18 protein-coding genes and 1 pseudogene are annotated in these 15,112 nt (G+C 69.6%); all 19 read right to left on the bottom strand.

Translation table 11 applies throughout. The features are described 5' to 3' along the window. Nucleotides 1-28 precede the first annotated feature (28 nt). The 19 genes and pseudogenes from Q8W71_RS24500 to Q8W71_RS24415 all read right to left on the bottom strand — a co-directional run bounded on the left by Q8W71_RS24500 (nt 29) and on the right by Q8W71_RS24415 (nt 15,073). On the bottom strand, nt 29-268 hold the full coding sequence (locus tag Q8W71_RS24500) for a hypothetical protein (RefSeq protein WP_305528027.1): 240 nt from the start codon (nt 266-268) through the stop codon (nt 29-31). A gap of 61 nt (nt 269-329) precedes the next feature. Then, entirely contained in the window at nt 330-1,895 is a 1,566-nt protein-coding gene (tnpC, locus tag Q8W71_RS24495; RefSeq protein WP_305528030.1) for an IS66 family transposase, read from the bottom strand. 95 nt (nt 1,896-1,990) lie between these two features. After that, entirely contained in the window at nt 1,991-2,338 is a 348-nt protein-coding gene (tnpB, locus tag Q8W71_RS24490) for an IS66 family insertion sequence element accessory protein TnpB (RefSeq protein WP_305528026.1), read from the bottom strand. Then, on the bottom strand, nt 2,335-2,742 hold the full coding sequence (gene tnpA / locus Q8W71_RS33085) for an IS66-like element accessory protein TnpA (protein ID WP_458351519.1): 408 nt from the start codon (nt 2,740-2,742) through the stop codon (nt 2,335-2,337). Before tnpA ends, tnpB begins: the two co-directional genes overlap by 4 nt. Before the next feature lie 30 nt (nt 2,743-2,772). After that, the gene (locus Q8W71_RS33080) at nt 2,773-2,952 is read right to left on the bottom strand and encodes an AAA-type ATPase lid domain-containing protein (RefSeq protein ID WP_458351520.1); all 180 of its coding nucleotides are present in this window, start codon (nt 2,950-2,952) and stop codon (nt 2,773-2,775) included. Nucleotides 2,953-3,057: 105 nt separating this feature from the next. Further along, nucleotides 3,058-3,189, bottom strand: a pseudogene (locus tag Q8W71_RS24480) (IS630 family transposase); the annotation flags it as partial. 193 nt (nt 3,190-3,382) lie between these two features. Beyond that, a complete protein-coding gene (locus tag Q8W71_RS24475) occupies nt 3,383-4,705 on the bottom strand; it encodes a hypothetical protein (protein ID WP_305528025.1) in 1,323 nt (440 codons plus the stop codon). Between the two features lie 3 nt (nt 4,706-4,708). Then, on the bottom strand, nt 4,709-6,979 hold the full coding sequence (locus Q8W71_RS24470) for a DotA/TraY family protein (RefSeq protein WP_305528024.1): 2,271 nt from the start codon (nt 6,977-6,979) through the stop codon (nt 4,709-4,711). Between the two features lie 8 nt (nt 6,980-6,987). Next, a complete protein-coding gene (locus Q8W71_RS24465; protein ID WP_305528023.1) occupies nt 6,988-7,974 on the bottom strand; it encodes a hypothetical protein in 987 nt (328 codons plus the stop codon). Then, entirely contained in the window at nt 7,971-8,990 is a 1,020-nt protein-coding gene (locus tag Q8W71_RS24460) for a hypothetical protein (protein ID WP_305528022.1), read from the bottom strand. The genes Q8W71_RS24465 and Q8W71_RS24460 overlap by 4 nt, the downstream gene beginning before the upstream one ends. After that, entirely contained in the window at nt 8,987-9,751 is a 765-nt protein-coding gene (locus Q8W71_RS24455; RefSeq protein WP_305528021.1) for a hypothetical protein, read from the bottom strand. Before Q8W71_RS24455 ends, Q8W71_RS24460 begins: the two co-directional genes overlap by 4 nt. After that, the gene (locus Q8W71_RS24450) at nt 9,748-10,518 is read right to left on the bottom strand and encodes a M23 family metallopeptidase (RefSeq protein WP_305528029.1); all 771 of its coding nucleotides are present in this window, start codon (nt 10,516-10,518) and stop codon (nt 9,748-9,750) included. The genes Q8W71_RS24455 and Q8W71_RS24450 overlap by 4 nt, the downstream gene beginning before the upstream one ends. Nucleotides 10,519-10,694: 176 nt before the next feature. Beyond that, on the bottom strand, nt 10,695-11,090 hold the full coding sequence (locus Q8W71_RS24445) for a hypothetical protein (RefSeq protein WP_305528020.1): 396 nt from the start codon (nt 11,088-11,090) through the stop codon (nt 10,695-10,697). Then, the gene (locus tag Q8W71_RS24440; protein WP_305528019.1) at nt 11,087-11,725 is read right to left on the bottom strand and encodes a hypothetical protein; all 639 of its coding nucleotides are present in this window, start codon (nt 11,723-11,725) and stop codon (nt 11,087-11,089) included. The genes Q8W71_RS24445 and Q8W71_RS24440 overlap by 4 nt, the downstream gene beginning before the upstream one ends. Before the next feature lie 17 nt (nt 11,726-11,742). Continuing rightward, on the bottom strand, nt 11,743-11,988 hold the full coding sequence (locus Q8W71_RS24435; protein WP_305528018.1) for a hypothetical protein: 246 nt from the start codon (nt 11,986-11,988) through the stop codon (nt 11,743-11,745). Then, nucleotides 11,985-12,617 (bottom strand): YcbK family protein, encoded by a 633-nt coding sequence (locus Q8W71_RS24430; RefSeq protein ID WP_305528017.1) that lies wholly within the window; start codon nt 12,615-12,617, stop codon nt 11,985-11,987. Before Q8W71_RS24430 ends, Q8W71_RS24435 begins: the two co-directional genes overlap by 4 nt. Continuing rightward, entirely contained in the window at nt 12,598-13,779 is a 1,182-nt protein-coding gene (locus Q8W71_RS24425) for a type IV pilus twitching motility protein PilT (protein ID WP_305528016.1), read from the bottom strand. The genes Q8W71_RS24430 and Q8W71_RS24425 overlap by 20 nt, the downstream gene beginning before the upstream one ends. Before the next feature lie 3 nt (nt 13,780-13,782). Beyond that, nucleotides 13,783-14,928, bottom strand: coding sequence for a type IV secretory system conjugative DNA transfer family protein (locus tag Q8W71_RS24420; RefSeq protein ID WP_305528015.1), 1,146 nt, complete (start codon nt 14,926-14,928; stop codon nt 13,783-13,785). Between the two features lie 4 nt (nt 14,929-14,932). After that, on the bottom strand, nt 14,933-15,073 hold the full coding sequence (locus Q8W71_RS24415; protein WP_305528014.1) for a hypothetical protein: 141 nt from the start codon (nt 15,071-15,073) through the stop codon (nt 14,933-14,935). Nucleotides 15,074-15,112: the final 39 nt, after the last annotated feature.

The following is a 15,112-nucleotide window of genomic DNA, read 5'->3' as shown; positions in this document are numbered from 1 at the left end:
CGTATCCATCCGGTGAAGGACGCGGGAGCTACGGTTTCGGCGGGAGCAGATCACTTTCCGCCGTATGGGCGGCGATCCGCTCTTTCAGTTCGTCGATCCCATCGTTGGTAAACGCTGGGTACGCCTCGTCGCCGGAGCCGTGGACCCAGATCAGGCCGTCCTCGGGTTCCATGTCGACGATGATGTCGAACAGGGCGTCTTCATCCTGTCCGAGGTCGGCGGCGACCCTGGCCAGCGTGAACACGGTGCTCACCTTATTGCGCTGCATCGGCTCCCTTCCGTCGCGGCCCGATCGTCTCGTCAGGGTCGAGGGTGGCTGGCGAGAATGCTCAGGCAGCCTCGGCAAGCGGAGCGGTCGCTGACCGCCAATGCCACGGCAGAAGTTCGTGCAGTCGAGGGGCGGGGTAATCGGCGATACGGGTGAGAACGTCGGCGAGCCAAGCCTGCGGATCGATCGCGTTGAGCTTGGCCGTCACGATCAGCGTCGCCATCGCCGCCGCCCGCTCGGCGCCTCGCTCCGAACCGGCAAACAACCACGCCTTCCGTCCGAGGGCAAAACCCCTCAGCGCGCGCTCGGCGGCGTTGTTGGTCAGGCAGATCCGCCCGTCGTCGAGGAAGCGGGTGAAGGCCGGCCAGCGCCGCAGCAGGTAGTCGATCGGCTCGGCGACAGTGGAGGAGCGCGATAGCCGGGAGCGGTGGTCGCGCAACCACGCCTCGAACTCGGCCACGAGCGGCGCGCTCTCGGAACGGCGCACGCGCAGGCGCTCGCCGGCCGGGCGACCGTTGATCCCGCGCTCGATCGCGAACAACACGTCGATGCGCCGCACCGCCTCCAGCGCGATCGGCGAGATCACCGTCGCCGTCCTGCCCCGCCGCGCGTTCGCCGCGACGTCGGCCAGCGCGAAGAACCCGCGCCGGGCATGCGCCCAGCAGAGCGCCGAGGTGATCGCCCCTCGCGGACGCGCAGGATCGTAGAGGCGGTTGTAGCCGCCGTAGGCGTCCGCCTGCAGGATGCCGGCGAACCTGCTCAGGTGAGCCTCGGGATGCGCGCCGGCCCGGTCGCGCGAGGCGTAGAACAGCGCCGCCGGCGGGTCCGGTCCGCCGAACGGGCGGTCGTCGCGCACGTAGGTCCAGATCCGGCCGGTGGTCGTGCGCCCCTTGGCCAGGATCGGCACCGTGGTGTCGTCGCCGTGCAAGCGCTCGCCCGCCAGGACATGCGCCGCGATCAGCCCGTGCAGGGGCGCGAGCGCCGCCGTGCAGGCGCCGACCTGGTCGGCCAGCGTCGAGACGGACAGCGCGATCCCCTCCCGGGCGAAGCGCTCGCTCTGGCGGTTCAGCGGCTGATGCTGGCCGAACTTCTCGAACAGGATCATCGCCAGGAGGTTCGGCCCGGCAAAGCCGCGCGGCGTGACGTGGAAGGGCGCGGGCGGCTGCGTGATCGTCTCGCACGCCCGGCACGAGAAGCGCTCGCGCACCGTCTGGATCACCTTCCACGAGCGCGGGACCACCTCCAGCGTCTCGGTCACGTCCTCACCGAGCCTCGACAGCTTGGCCGAGCCGCAGCACGGGCACGCGCTCGGCGCGGGGATGACGACCCGCTCGCGTGGCAGATGGGCGGGGAACGGCTCGCGCGATAGTGCTCGGCGCGGACGCGCGGCGCCCGGCGTTCCTGCCAGCGCCGCCTCGGCGGCGAGTGCGTTTTCGGTGGCGGCCGCCTCCAACTCTTCGAGTTCGAGCTCCATCTGATCGAGCAGCCGCGCGGTGCGCTCCGAGCGGGTGCCGTAGAGCTCGCGCCGCAGCTTCTCGATCTGCAGCTTCAGATGCGCGATCAGCGCTGCGCCACTCGATCGCTCCGCCTCCGCGGCCAAGCGCGCGGCACGCTCGGCCAGGATCATGGCGTGCGCGGCGGCGAGGTCGGCGGGCAGCGACTCAGGGGCGTGGGTCACGGGCTGAGGGAATCACGCCCGTCCGCCGCTGCAAAGGCCGAGCGTCATCCGACCGAGCTGGGCCGCCACGTCTCCTGGGGATGGCGCCAGTCGATGCCCGAGAGCAGGTAGCCGAGCTGAGCCGCCGAGATCGTCACCGCGCCGTCAGCCGGGCTCGGCCACAGGAAGCGGCCCCGTTCCAGCCGCTTCGTGAACAGGCACGCGCCCTGGCCGTCGTGCCAGATCACCTTCAGCAGGTCGCCGCGGCGACCGCGGAAGCAGAACAGGTGTCCGCCCAAGGGATCGCGGCGCAGCACCTCCTGCACCTGCAGCGCCAAGCTGGGGAAGCCCTTCCTCATGTCGGTGTGGCCGGTCGCCAGCCAGACCCGCACGCCGGTGGGGACGGGGATCATCGCGCCCTCAGCGCCGCCAGCACCCGGTCCAGCAGGTCGGGGTCGACCGACCCCTCGGCTCGCACGCGCTCGCCGCCCGGCAGGGTGATCTCGATCGCCCCGGCACGATGTGGGCTGCGTATCCGCGACCGCCGCGTGGGCGTCTCGGAGGGCAACTCGGACGTCGCCTCAGGCTGGGGATCAGGCGTCGGCGCGACCGTCACCGGCAGGAAGCCCGACGCCGAACCCGCGCACAGCATCTTCCGCCAGCGGAACAGCTGCGAGACATGCAGGCCCGCGATACGCGCCACCTCGGACACGGACACGCCCGGCTCGAACGACGCGGCGACCAAGCGCTCCTTCTCGGCCCGCGACCAGCGCCGCCGACGCTCCACCGACGTGATCACCTCAACCCGCGACAGCATAGGACTACTCCTAGGGATACCCCTAGGACTTCAGCCCCGCCCCGACCTCACACAAGGCGGCCTCCGGCGGATGGGTACGGCGTAGCGCTCCGCGGCGTTGCACAATTCGCGGACGTTGCCGGGCCAGGGACGTGCCACGAGGTCCTGCATGAGCCGGGCGCTGAGGGGACACATCGTCCGGCCGTGCGCCTCGGTGGCCTGAGACGCGATAACTTCGAACAGCAGCGGGATATCCTCCCACCGTTCCCGCAAGCGCGGGATCCGCAGCTCCGCGACGGCGAGGCGGTACTAGAGGGCGACGTGGCCGTCCTAGCGGAAGCGCTCCGACCAGCGGCAGGCGCTCGATACGCTGAACTTGAAGCGCGCGGCACCCTGAAGGCAGGACGCTCCCTTGGCCAAGGCCGCCGCGACGCGCTCGCGCAGGTCCAGGAACAACGCTGAAGGCATCAGCGGCTCCTTCACACGTCAACGCCGCAAACGCAGCCGCGTCGCAACCTGCTCGGAAGCCTCTCCAGTCGCCCGCGCCGTTGATGCGCTCGTACCGTTCGAGGATGGTGGAAGCCGGCGAAAAGGCATCTCCGCTGCCACGCTAGAAACTGTCAACCCAAATGGCGGCCTGCATGTAAGCTGAGCTAATTTCTCAACGTAGACCTCTATTTGTCAAATCGCTCGCCGATGTCGGCTCCGGCGCTTCAGGTAGCTGGATGTCGAGGGTGAACGAGCACTCCTTGATCGTGGAAGAAATCGTGCCCGCGACAGCGCCGCCTCCGCGGCCTCCGGTATGGCTGCCGATGCGCAACGCGCAGATCTTTCGGGTGGCCTTGTAGATGTGATTTGTCGGCCGGGCCGGGAGGGAAAGGGTCCCAATGGCACCAGCTTTCGTAGCCGCGGCGCGGAACCGCTTCGCGGAGGCGCCGGAAAGTTCGTCCGGGTAGGCGATGTGAACGAGCGCGCGGCTGGCGTGGGCCGGGTCCGTGGTCGCCAGGGTCTCGACACACCGCGCGATAACCAGGGCGGCGATCAGGGGCGTGGACGGCCTGATACATACCAAGCCACCCGCCGCGATGGCATCTCGCAGTTCGAAGCCCTCGGTGAGCGAGACGCAGACCAAGCCGGCCAGCTCAGGCGCGTGCACCTCGAGAGCCTTGCGACCAATCTCGCGGTCCTCGTCCGAGATCTTCGAGAGCGGCTTCAGCACCTCTCCGAGGGCCGCAGCATCGACCGAGGCGTCGTCTCCGACGCTGACGGTGCTTTGGTCGATCTCGTATTCCCCTTTGACGAGGCGGGCGAGTGCATCCTTGTCGATGAAGGCCCCATAGAGGGCGAGCGGGGTCTGCTTGTAGCGGGTGGCGAGCATCTCAAGGACCGGCATCAGCGCCTGGTTCAGGGCGATGGCCTCGGGCCCGAGCCGAAGGTCTGCGATGGCGGCGGCCAGGGTCGAGGTGGCGATCCGCAGCGGCGGCTTGGGTGTTCCCTCCAGGTTGAGGGTGTCGATCTGGTTGTCCCGGCCGAAGGGCTTGGCCACCTCGGCGATCTGATCGGTCAGCAGCTCGTTGGCAGCACCCTGGACGACGATGGCGCCCATGCGGTTGAGGCAGGCGCCGAAGACGAGGGCGCCGATCGCCTGGGCCTGCCACTCCGGATCGTCGCCGTGGAGGCTCAGTCCCTGGACCAGGTCCTCGCGCCGGAGCCAGACTTGACCGGTGGCAGCAAGCCCGATCGGCCAAGAGGCGTCGCCGCGGCGGCGCGTGGTCGCATCGCGGTAGCCGCGCCGGCCGAGATGGAGCGGGACGCGCGCGGGCGCGCGCCAGGTCCGCCATCCGTAGGTGAAGTGGCGCAGGTAGCGGTATCCCGCGTAGGCCAGGATTGCCTCGGGGACGAACGGGGCTGCGATCGCCGAGAAGGAGAGGGCGGCCGCGATCCCGAACTGTGTGGCGACTTCGTTGGGCGTGGCGTCGTTCACCGATCACTTCCCCTTTCCGGGATCTTTGCGGCCTTCGCCGACCCGCATCTTCTCCAGCACGGTTCGGTCCCCCTGGCGGCTATCCTTGACCATCCTGCCGATATTCCGGGCTGGGATCTGCGTGGGCGCGTGCGGCATGACGATGCCGGCCGCACCGACGGCCGCGGTGTTGCCGGTGCGGCGCTCGATCTGCCCACCGATCCACGAGAGCACGGTCTCGGGCAGGAGGCTGATCTGACCGGCGGCCAACGTGACGATCGAGAACAGGACGACGGCGTAGACGAACAGCCCGGCGGTGCCGACCATGGCGTAGGCGATGGTGCCGTCGGGCGCGATCATCGCCAGCGCGCCGCGGAAGAAGACGTTGGTGATGTCGAGGCCGACCCGCATCAGCAGGAGCGAGACGAGCAGGCCGATCACGATCAGGGGCGGCCGGAGCAGGATGCCGAGGAAGAACATGTAGCCCTGGCCGCTGTTGCCGACGAAGCTGTCGGAGCGGGCGGGCATGAACTTGGTCAGCAGCCAGATCGGCACGGCGATCATCGCCTCGGCGACGACGAGGAACCAGTTGAACGTCGCCATCAGGAAGTGGACGATCACGACGAACGGCACGAGGCCGATCAGCATGAAGGCGGCCACGAAGAGAATGAGAGCCAGAAAATAGAAGAACCCGGCGGCGCCTTGTGCCGCCTGTCTGAGCCCACCATCCTTGTCGAATTTGACCAAACCCAGCGCCCAGTCGGCGAAATCGGCCCCGACCCCTGCGGTCGTCGCTCCGATCCCGAAATACGCGATGATCTGCCCGATCTGCTGCACGTCGAGGACCGGATCTTTCCATGTCGGGCTATCGGACGTGCTGATGATCGAGAGGATGCCCGAGTAGATCGCCGAAAGCGCCTTGGCGAAACGGTCGGACGGGTCCGCCTGCGCGGCCGGGCTGTCGCTGGCGACGCTGGCGACGCTGCCCGACCCTTGAGCGGCGATGTAGCCGCCGAAGGAGGTCACGTAGGTGAGGTTGCGCTGCGCCTCCTCGACGAGCGGCGCGTAGGCGCTGCGCGCGAGATACGGGATGTAGGCGGTGATGTTAGCTGGGGGGACCACCTTGATCGAGCCGGTCGCGGCCGCCGACGTGGCGAGGAGCTTGACCTGGACGAGGCTCATCGAGCGCTGCCAGAGCGCGGCCGAGAGCCAGCCGTTGCCGGTCGCGTTGTCGAGATAGGCCTTCAACGCTGCGTCGAGCTGGGCTTTGTTGCTCTGGGTCAGGCTCTGGTTGGCCATGTTGTAGGCCGCGTCGATCGCCTGCTTGATGCGAGTCTTGATCGCGGCATCGTCGCGGGTGCCGGAGGTGATAGTGCTGGCGATGCCGCTCGCCGCGCCGTCGAGGCTGTCGATAGCCGCCAGGAAGGAGCGCTGGCTCTGCTGTTCAGCCCAGTCGAGAAGGACCTTGGTGGTGTTGGCGTCCTTCGTGTCGGGCAGTTTTGGGTCGAGCTTGGCGTACTCGTAGACGACTGAACCGCAGAAGTTGTCAGATTTGCGATAATATCCGTTGGTATCGGCGAAATGGTAGCTCGTCGATTTCGACGACGACAACCCAAGTAATCCGATGTTGTCGGTCTTCTGCGAGATGATCGAGGCGGCACCGTCGCGGCCGGAGACGTTGCCTGCGTATTTCTGCAACGCCTGGGCGCAGACGTAGCCGTAGAGCCGCCCCATGAGGATTTCGGCGAGCTTGCCGCGCAGCACGAAGTCGCCGCTCTGGTGGGTCGGCTGGGCGAGGGTGCCGTACATGCCGGTGAGCTGGGTGCCGGCGACGCGCGCCCAGAGCGTGTCGCCGAAGCCCGAACCCCAGACGGCGAGTTGCACCACGAGGATCTGTACGAGCGACAGGCCGCTCTTGATCGGCAGGCTGAGGATCGCGCCGGTGATCACGCGCAGCAGGGTGTACCTGGCGCTCGACCCGCGCCCGAACGCCTCACCGTCGTTGGCCGTGTCGGCGACCAGCGAGTAGAGCAGGTAGCAGCCGAGGATCGTAGCGACGATCAGGGTGCCGACGTTGAAGTATCCGAGCGCGACGGTCAGGGGCCGGTCGTCGTTGCAGGTGGCGGCGGTCCAGACGCCATCGACCACGCAGCCGAGCAGCTTGCGCAGGTTCACCAGCGCCAGGTCGTTCTGGACCGGCGTGAACATCTCCTTCGCCGTGGTCTGGGCCTGGGCGGCCGTCGCGGCGGCGAGAAGGGTGAAGCTGCCGACGGCGGCCGTGATCCTGCGGAGCATGGGCGCCTCTACAGGTCGCCGCCGGCCTGCACGGCCAGGATGGTGCCGAGCACGGCCGAGGTGCGGGCCTGCTGCTCGACGAGCTGCTGGCGCAGCGCCAAGGCCATCGAGCGCATGCGGGTAAGCTCGATCAGAAGCCCATGCTCGGACTGGCCGGCGAGGCCGGCCGACCACGCCTCGTACTGAGGCCCGCCGCCGTACTGGCCGACCAGCGCGTCGAGCTGGGCGAGCGGGGAAGGGGCAGAGCTGCCGACCTCGTGGCCCTCGGCGATCGACATTGCCCGGACCGCGCTGAGCGAGACCAGGGCGGGCGAGCGCAGGGCCTCGACCCGACGCGCGCGCAGCATCATCAGGTCGGCCTCGCCGCCCGGGATCGCGGCGGTGGGCTTCGGCATCGGCAAGCCGGCCATCGCCTGGATGACGGTCTTGCGGTCGTCGTCGCTGGCGGCCGGATCGAAGAACACCGCCGCGTCGGTCTTGGTCGCATCCTGCAGCCGGTCGCGCGCCGCCTGTTGGACGGGAACGCTCTTGCCCGGCGCCACGTCGAGGCCGCGGTAGGTCTCCCGGCCGGTCATGATGACGTTGCCCATGGCGCGGTTGGTCGCGTTCATCAGGTCGATCGAGCCGCAGGCGTTCACGCCCTGGCCGGTGTCGATGGAATACTGCTCGCGGGCGTCGACCAGGGCCCGGCGTTGGCCGACCTGGGACAGGGCGGCGGCCACGGCCTGTTGGGTGTTGCTGGTGAGGTTCACCTCGCGCTCGCCGTTGGTCGCGGTTTGCGCGGTCTGCACCTTCATCGCTGAGAGCAGCATCTCGAGGGTGAGGCTGCGCTGGGTGGCGAGGTTCGTGCCCATGGTCGCCACCCGGCCGTTCAGGGCGGTGGTGGCGCTGGTATGGCCCGCGATCCAGAGCGGATCGGCCACGAAGCAGCTCTGCGCCGCTGCGGGCGGGGTGAGAGCGGCCAGCGCCGCGGCGAGAAGGACCGGCTTCATCATGGCGTCTGGAAGCTCGCGGGGGTGGTGGCGCGGCCTGGCGCGGGCACGGTGTTCGAGATGCGCGCGTTGACCATGGCGAGCAGCAGCGCCGCGGCCGTGGCCTCGGTGCGCATGCCGCGCCTGATCTGGTGGGCGAGCAGGGCGAGGTTGGCCGCCTCCATCCGCACCGCGTCCTGGATGATGCCGCGGTCGTGCTGGCCGGCGACGCCGGCGGCCCACGCCGCGCCGCCGTCGTTGCCCTGCCAGTGCGTCGACAGCGCCCGGGCCTTCGTGACCGGGCCGTCGGCCCGGTAGTCGGAGGCGATGTCGGCGAGGACCACCGCGGTCATCGAGCGGTACGTGTCCCGGCCGGTCTTCTCCAGCTTGGCGAGATCGGTGGTGGCGGTCGTGGTGGTGATCCGCGGCTGCGGGTCGGGTGGGCCGACGATCGCGTTGATGAACTTGGAGGCGGCCGCGGCGTCGCCGCTGTACAGCGCGGCGCCGTCGGGAGCGTCGCCGGCCTTCACATCGGCGACCCAATCCTTCGGATCGGCGTAGCGGCCGGGCTGGGCGCGGACCGGTGCGACGATCTGCTGGCGCACGGCGGTGGTCCCGGCCAGGGCCGTGTAGAGGTCTTGCGCCTTGGTGTTCGACCCGCACGGGTCGTAGCCAATCGATCCGTAGCGGTGGGCGGCCAGCGCCACGGCCTGGCGTTGATCCTGGGTGACGACGGTGGTGGCCAGCGCCTCGCTCGACGCCCGGAAGCCGTTCGAGACCTGGTCGGAGCCGGCGGCGGACTGGGCGGTGAGCACCTTCACCGCGGACAGAAGGCGTGCCCGCTCGGCGATCTCCTGCGCCACCAGGGCGGCCTCGGTGGTGGTGATCGCGCCGGTGATCGCCGTGGTCAGGGCCGAGGTCGCGACGTTGACGCGCGCCTCGACCCCGAAGCAGGTCTGGCCTTGCGCCGGGGCGACGGCGCCGGTCGCCACGACGACGGCGCTCAAGCTCCCGATCGCGGGCAGGCGAAGCGTTCTCATGGCGTGCCTCCCTGGCGGATGTCGCCGCCCATGCCGCCGACGATCACGCCGACGAGGCCGGCGCGGGCGCCGCTCAGGATCGCACCCAGGCGCCGGGCCTGGACGAGGTCGGCGTCCTGCTCCGCCGTGGTGGGGTCGGGCTTGACCGTGGGCAGGGGAGCGACGACGTCGAGGTAGTCGGCGGCCGTCATCACCTCCTCGGCGCCGTAGTCCCGGTTGAGGAGCCAGGGCGCGGCGTCGGAGTCGCCGGCGCCGTAGCCGCCGGGCTTGGCGCCGGTGCACCAGCCGGTCTCCTGCTCGGAGGGCGAGCAGTAGAAGGTCCGGCGCTGATCGAGGCTGGCACCCATGCGCGCGGCGGCGTCGCCCCCGCCGGTGAGCCAGCGCGCGTCGGCCGCGCGGAAGGCCTGCCGGGCCTTGTCGGCCGAGGCGTAGCTGTCGCGCTCCTGCGAGATCCCGAGGGTGATCGTGCAGGCGGCGTAGCCCGTGCCGGTGTCGTAGCCGTACTGATGTTGGGCCCGGGCGAGGCGCAGGGCGTTGTCCTGGCTGACCAGGGTCGAGGCTGCGGCCTCGGCCGCCGCCTTGTGGCCGTTGGTGGTCTGGAGCGCGGTGGCGCTCGACTGCGCCCCGGACACCTTCATGCCCGACAGGAGGCGCTGCAGGGAGATCTCCCATTGCGGGAACAGCCCCTGCGCCCGGGCCGGGGGCGACAGGGCGACGGCCAGGGCGGCGCTCGCCGTGAGGAGGGGGACGGACCGCCTCACGGCTTGCCCTCCGGGGGACGGGCGTCGAGGGCGTAGAGGGCGACGAGCTGGGCGAGCGCGGCATCCATCTGCGCGTCGTAGTCGAAGGTGTTGGCGGTCAGCTCCGTGGCGTTGATGCGGGCGAGTTCGATGTAGAGGCTGCGGTTGGGCTGGTTAGCGACCTTGACCGCGTGGTCCTCGGACCCGGTGGCCTTCTCGGCCGCGCTGGCGATGGCGTTCTGGCGGGACTGGCTGTCCGATTGCGACACCGTCTCGCTGGCCGCCCCTTCGTTCGCGCCGGGCGCGCAGGTCCGAGGCAGGGTCGTGCTCCGTGGCCCGCCGGCCATGTCCGGGTACGGGTTCGAGATCGGGATCTGGCGCGGCAGGAACGGCTCGGGGTTGACGTAGTACCAGGCCTGCGGGAGGGCCGACTTGATCGCGTCGGCGGTCATCGGGCTGGCGCCCTTACCGGACCCCATCCGCCAGACACGACCGTTGGTGCCGGTGGTCGAGATGACGCTGCCCTTGAGGAGCGTGCCGAGATGGAGATGGGGGGCGCACTGCTTCATTCCCATGCAGCCCATCGTGCCGACCTGATCGCCGGCCGCCACCTGGCCGGACTGTCCGTCCTTAAGCGTGGTCGTGTTCATGTGGAGATACAGGAACCGTGTATCTCCGGACGTGACGTCAGCGATGACGCCACCCCCGCGAAAGCCATGATAGGACACACTGCCGGAAGATCCGGAGAATATCTTCGTGCCAGCACCCTGGCTGTTCACGATATCCATGCCCTGGTGATAGCCAGCCGAGGCACCCGGCCTGCCGGTTCTGTTGACACCGTAGTGGGACGAGACCCGCTGGCCGGCCGGGTTCATGATGTCGGCGGTGAGGCACGTCCCCGCCGTGGCTGGCCCGGAGGAGAGAGCAACAGCAATCCACGTCAGAGCATGGGGGATCGAGCGGATCATCTGCCCATCTCCGCCGCAGAACGGCAAAGCCCATGGGGCGTGTTGTTGAACAGGATGAGAGTCGGGCTCTTGACGATCAGCGAGAAGGAGTCGTCATCGTCATCCCCCTCGATCAGATGCTCTGCTGGGATCGACTTGTCGTACACGCATTTCACTTCGACCATGAGGTATTTGCCCTCTTTCTTAATCTTCTTGATCGGGCAACGACCTTCCCCACCGCCGAGCCGTTTGATAACCTGGCCCTTCTCGATCTTGAGGAAGGCAGGGTTGCAGTCGGGACCCTTCGCCCCCTGGAGCCCCCATTCGCCGACCGGCAGGGTCAGCCTCTGAGCCTGCGCAGAGCCAAAGGCCGCCAGGACCAGGGTTCCAGAGAGGAGGGCCGCGCGGATCATTGGAACATGCCTCCGAAGTTGCCGCCCGACGTCGCCGGGGCGGAGACCGCCGGAGCAGCAGCCGGTACCGGAGCGCTCTGTTGCACCACCACGGGGGACGCGCTCTGCGTAGACTGACCCAGGTTGAGCGCCGAGCCGAACGCGCTGTTCTGGATGAGGTTGTACGAGCCGATGCCGTTGATGTTCGGGATGGTGATCGGCGAGATCGAACCATTGAGCTGCCGGAACAGGTCACCGGTGATCGAGCTCTGGAAGCTCCCCATCTGCTGATTGATGCTCCGGATCGTGTCGCGAAGCTGATCGTCGAGGATCTGGCAAACCTGTCGCTTGGCCGCGTCGATCACCGACGAGATGAGGTTGGTCGCCGCCGAGGTGAGGAACCCCGACAGGTCCGGGATCAGGTTCGAGAGGTCGAAGCGCTTCAGGAGATCCCCGGCGATGCAGGAGTTCGGGCCGTTGAAGAATGCGCTCGGGTTCACCTTCGCCGCATCGATCAGCGCGATCTGGCGCTGCACGGCGGCGTCGGCCGCCTGACGCACCAGGCAGTTGTTCCCTCTCGACTGGGCCTCGGCCGGGGCGGCGCCGGCGAGCGCGAGGCCGCCGGCGAGGGCGGCGATGCGCAGCGCGGTCCGCATCCGGAACGGCATCGACGCTAGAATGCGGGCCATTTGCCACCCTCGATGAATTTTGCCCGAAGGTATTTGAGGAACCGCATCGGACCCATCTTGCAATGATTGCAGTAGGCTAGGAACGCCGCGTACAGAGCCAGGGCGATGAACGTGTATCGGCTCAGTCCCGTGGCGATCAGCAGCGGGAAGAACGCCGCGATGCTGCCGTGCAGGCCGAAGAAGCGCAGCGGCACGGCGGACCACCGCCAGGGCAGGTGACCGTCGCTCATGCGGGCTCCCCGGGCTTGGTGATTGGCGTGCCGGGCACCGGCTGCCCGGCCGGCCGCGCCTTCCGTCCGCCCGCCCAGACGCGGGCCTGCCCGATGTCGAGGTGGCAGAACGACGGGTAGATCCCGACCCCGCCGCGGCCGCACAGCGCGCCGGCGACCGCGACCGCGTCCGGGGCGTAGCCGACGGCCTTCAGGTCGACGGCCCGGCCGGCGAGATGCAGCGAGCCCCGGGCGGCGCCCTCGATCCCGGCGTTGTGCCCGGGCGTGCGATAGCCGGAGGTGACGATCAGCGGCACGACGGCGCCGTGGACGGCGCTCATCGCGACCTGGACCGAGGCGAGCAGCTCGAACAGGCGCGGGTCGATCCACACCGCCGCGCTGGCGTCGCGGACGTCGCGCAGCAGCCAGGACAGCATGAGGAGGTCGCGTGCGTTGTAGCCGTCCGGAGTCCGGACGATCGCGCTCACCTCCTCGCCGGTGCCCTCGCGCCGTAGCCACAGCCGCACGGGCGGCGGGAGCGCGGCAGCAGCAGCAGCGAGCGCCGCGGCGTAGGCCCGGTCGAGCCCGCAGGCGGGCAGGGCGGCGAGTGCCGCGAGGCCGGTGAGGAGGCTACGCCGCGAGACGGGCATCGCGGTATCCGTAGCGGTCGAGGACGCGGCGGGCGGTCTTCACGTCGATCTGGCCCTGCTCCAGCGCCGCCGTAACGGTAGCCCGCATCGAGCGGCCGTCCTCGCCACGCGCGATGATCGCCCGCAGCGAGTCGACGGCCTCGGCCATGCCGGCGCGCGCCACCTCGCGGCGGACGCGGTCGGTGAGGACCTGCCACTCGCGCAGGCAGACCCGGCCGCCGCCAACCCGCGGCACCAGAAGCTGCGAGACGAGGAGGTGGGTACTCGCCAGCACGTCGTGGAAGGCCTGCACCTGCAGGTCGGCCGGGAATTTCAGCGTGAGGCGCCGCAGGATGTGCGCCACGTCGTTGGCGTGGGTGGTGGTGTAGATCGGGTGGCCGGTCTGGGCCGCCTCGACGCTGGCCAGGATCGTGTCCATGTCGCGCAATTCGCCGACCATGATGAGGGCGGGCTTGCGCCGCAGGCTGTTGCGCACGCCGGCCGCGAACGAGGGCAGGTGCAGGCCGATCTCGTGCTGCATGACGGTGCAGCTCGCCGACGGCACGGCCTCGAACACGAACTCGATCGGCGCCTCGTAGCTGAGGACGTTGCCGTGGATCGGCGTCGGCTCCTCGAGGATGCGCCGCATCAGGGCGGCGAGCGTCGTGGTCTTGCCCGAGCCGGTCTCGCCGGCGATCACCACGGCGCCCTGGGCCGGCGTCGACTCGGCGACGACGTCGTCCTCGACCCCGAGGGTGGCCACGGAGGGCGGGTCGGCCGGGATGTGGCGGCAGACGATCTGCACGCCGACATCGCCCTCGTGGTAGCCCGCCGTCACGTTGATGCGGAACCGGTGCCGGATCGGCTCGCCGTGGTGCCCAGCGCCGGCCCGGTCCTCGATCGTGATGGCGCGGTCGAAATCCTGGCCCGAGTAGAGCTTCGACATGATCGAGTCGGTCGCCGTCAGCTCGGTGGCGATGCGCGCCAGCGTCGAAGGCTGGAGCCAGACCCGGGTCAGCGCGCAGAGGTGGCCGTGGACGGAGGCCAGCACCGGCCGACCGGACTGGAAGATCACGTCCGAGGCTTCGATCGCGACGGCGTGGACGAGGAGGCGGGAGACCTCGTCGCGGCCGTGCACGACGATGTCGTCCTCGGGGTAGCGGGTGGCGCCGGTCCAGAGCATGGCTCACTCCGTGGCCAGGGCCGCCGCGGCGGTGGCGGTGCGCTGGAATTTCGGGGCGACGACGATCTTGAGGAGGCGCTGGTCGACCGCGGCCGAGCGGCCGTCCCAGCCGAGCTTGAGGGCGGTGGCGCGGACCTTGACGATCGGCAGGCTGACCGCGCCCTGGGCAGCGAGATCCTGGTAGCGGCGCATGCCGGCGAAGTCCCGGTCGAGCCGCGCCAGGGCGTCGTCGAAGGCGGCGCGGGCCTGCTCCACGCCGACGTCCAGGCCGCCCTTGTAGCCTGCGTCCCAGTTGGCCTGCTCCACGTCCCCCTTGGGCGGGGTCCACGTGGTCTTCGCCTCCGGGGTTGGGGTGACGGTGAGATAGTCGCGCCAGTTGGGCGGCTGCACGGTGACGCGGGCGTCGCGCAGGATCTCGAACGAGCCGAGCGTGGTGACGAGGAGGGTGCGGTTCGGGGTCTGGCGCACCCCGCGCAGCTCCGACACCACCGGCGCGACGATGTCCGGCCCGACCATCACCGCCGGAAACGGGTAGCGGGCGTCGAGGCGGGCGGAGATCTCGGGCGTGTCGAGGTAGGCGGCGATCCGCCTCGACTCCTCGCGGTAGCCGTCCTGGATGCCGGCGGTGCGGGCGGTGCGCTGCACGACTTTGGTCGGGCGGTTGGCGTCGCCGAACACGCCGGCCGAGTAGCGCGAGAAGTCGGCGTTGGCCGGGTGCGGGAGAGCCGGCGGCGGCTGGTTGTCTCCGACATTCGCCGGGAAGGGCTGGCTGTCTCCCCCGGGCAGGGTGCGTGGGCCATTGGCGATCTGATTGAGCGCGTTGGCCTGGGCGACGCCGCCGGGGCCGTAGTAGCCCGGCGGCGGATAGCCCCCGTAGCCGGGCGCACCGTAGCCCCCATAGCCCCCGTAACCGCCATAGCCGGGAGCGGGGTAGCTGGCCCCGTAGCCGCCGTAGGCCGGCGCGTAGGCGGTCGGGGCAGCGCCGTAGGCCCCGCCGTACCCGGCGCCATAGGCGGGCGCGACGGGGGCGCACGCCGCCGGGTTCTGGGCGCAGAAGACATTGGCGACCTGGGCCTTGGCCGGCGCGCCGACGCCGCAGAGCGCAGTGGTGCCGAGCGCCGCGGAGAGGATCCATCCCGTCAGGCGCATGGCTCTAGATCCCGTGCTCGCGCAGCTTGGCATCGACGTGTACCGAGGTGCTGCCACCGGTGCTGACGCAGGCCGGAAGCAGAACGGACATGCCGAGAAGCGCGATCGCCAATCGAACGAAGATCTTGATGCGGCCGCGATCCATATCGATGCCCCGTAAGATTTTATCTATATTTTTCTTGCG

The organism is Methylobacterium amylolyticum, from assembly GCF_030700245.1.
In the GTDB taxonomy this organism is placed as follows: domain Bacteria; phylum Pseudomonadota; class Alphaproteobacteria; order Rhizobiales; family Beijerinckiaceae; genus Methylobacterium.
The sequence above is the reverse complement of the archived record's forward strand: the minus strand, read 5'-3'. Positions and strand labels throughout refer to the sequence as shown.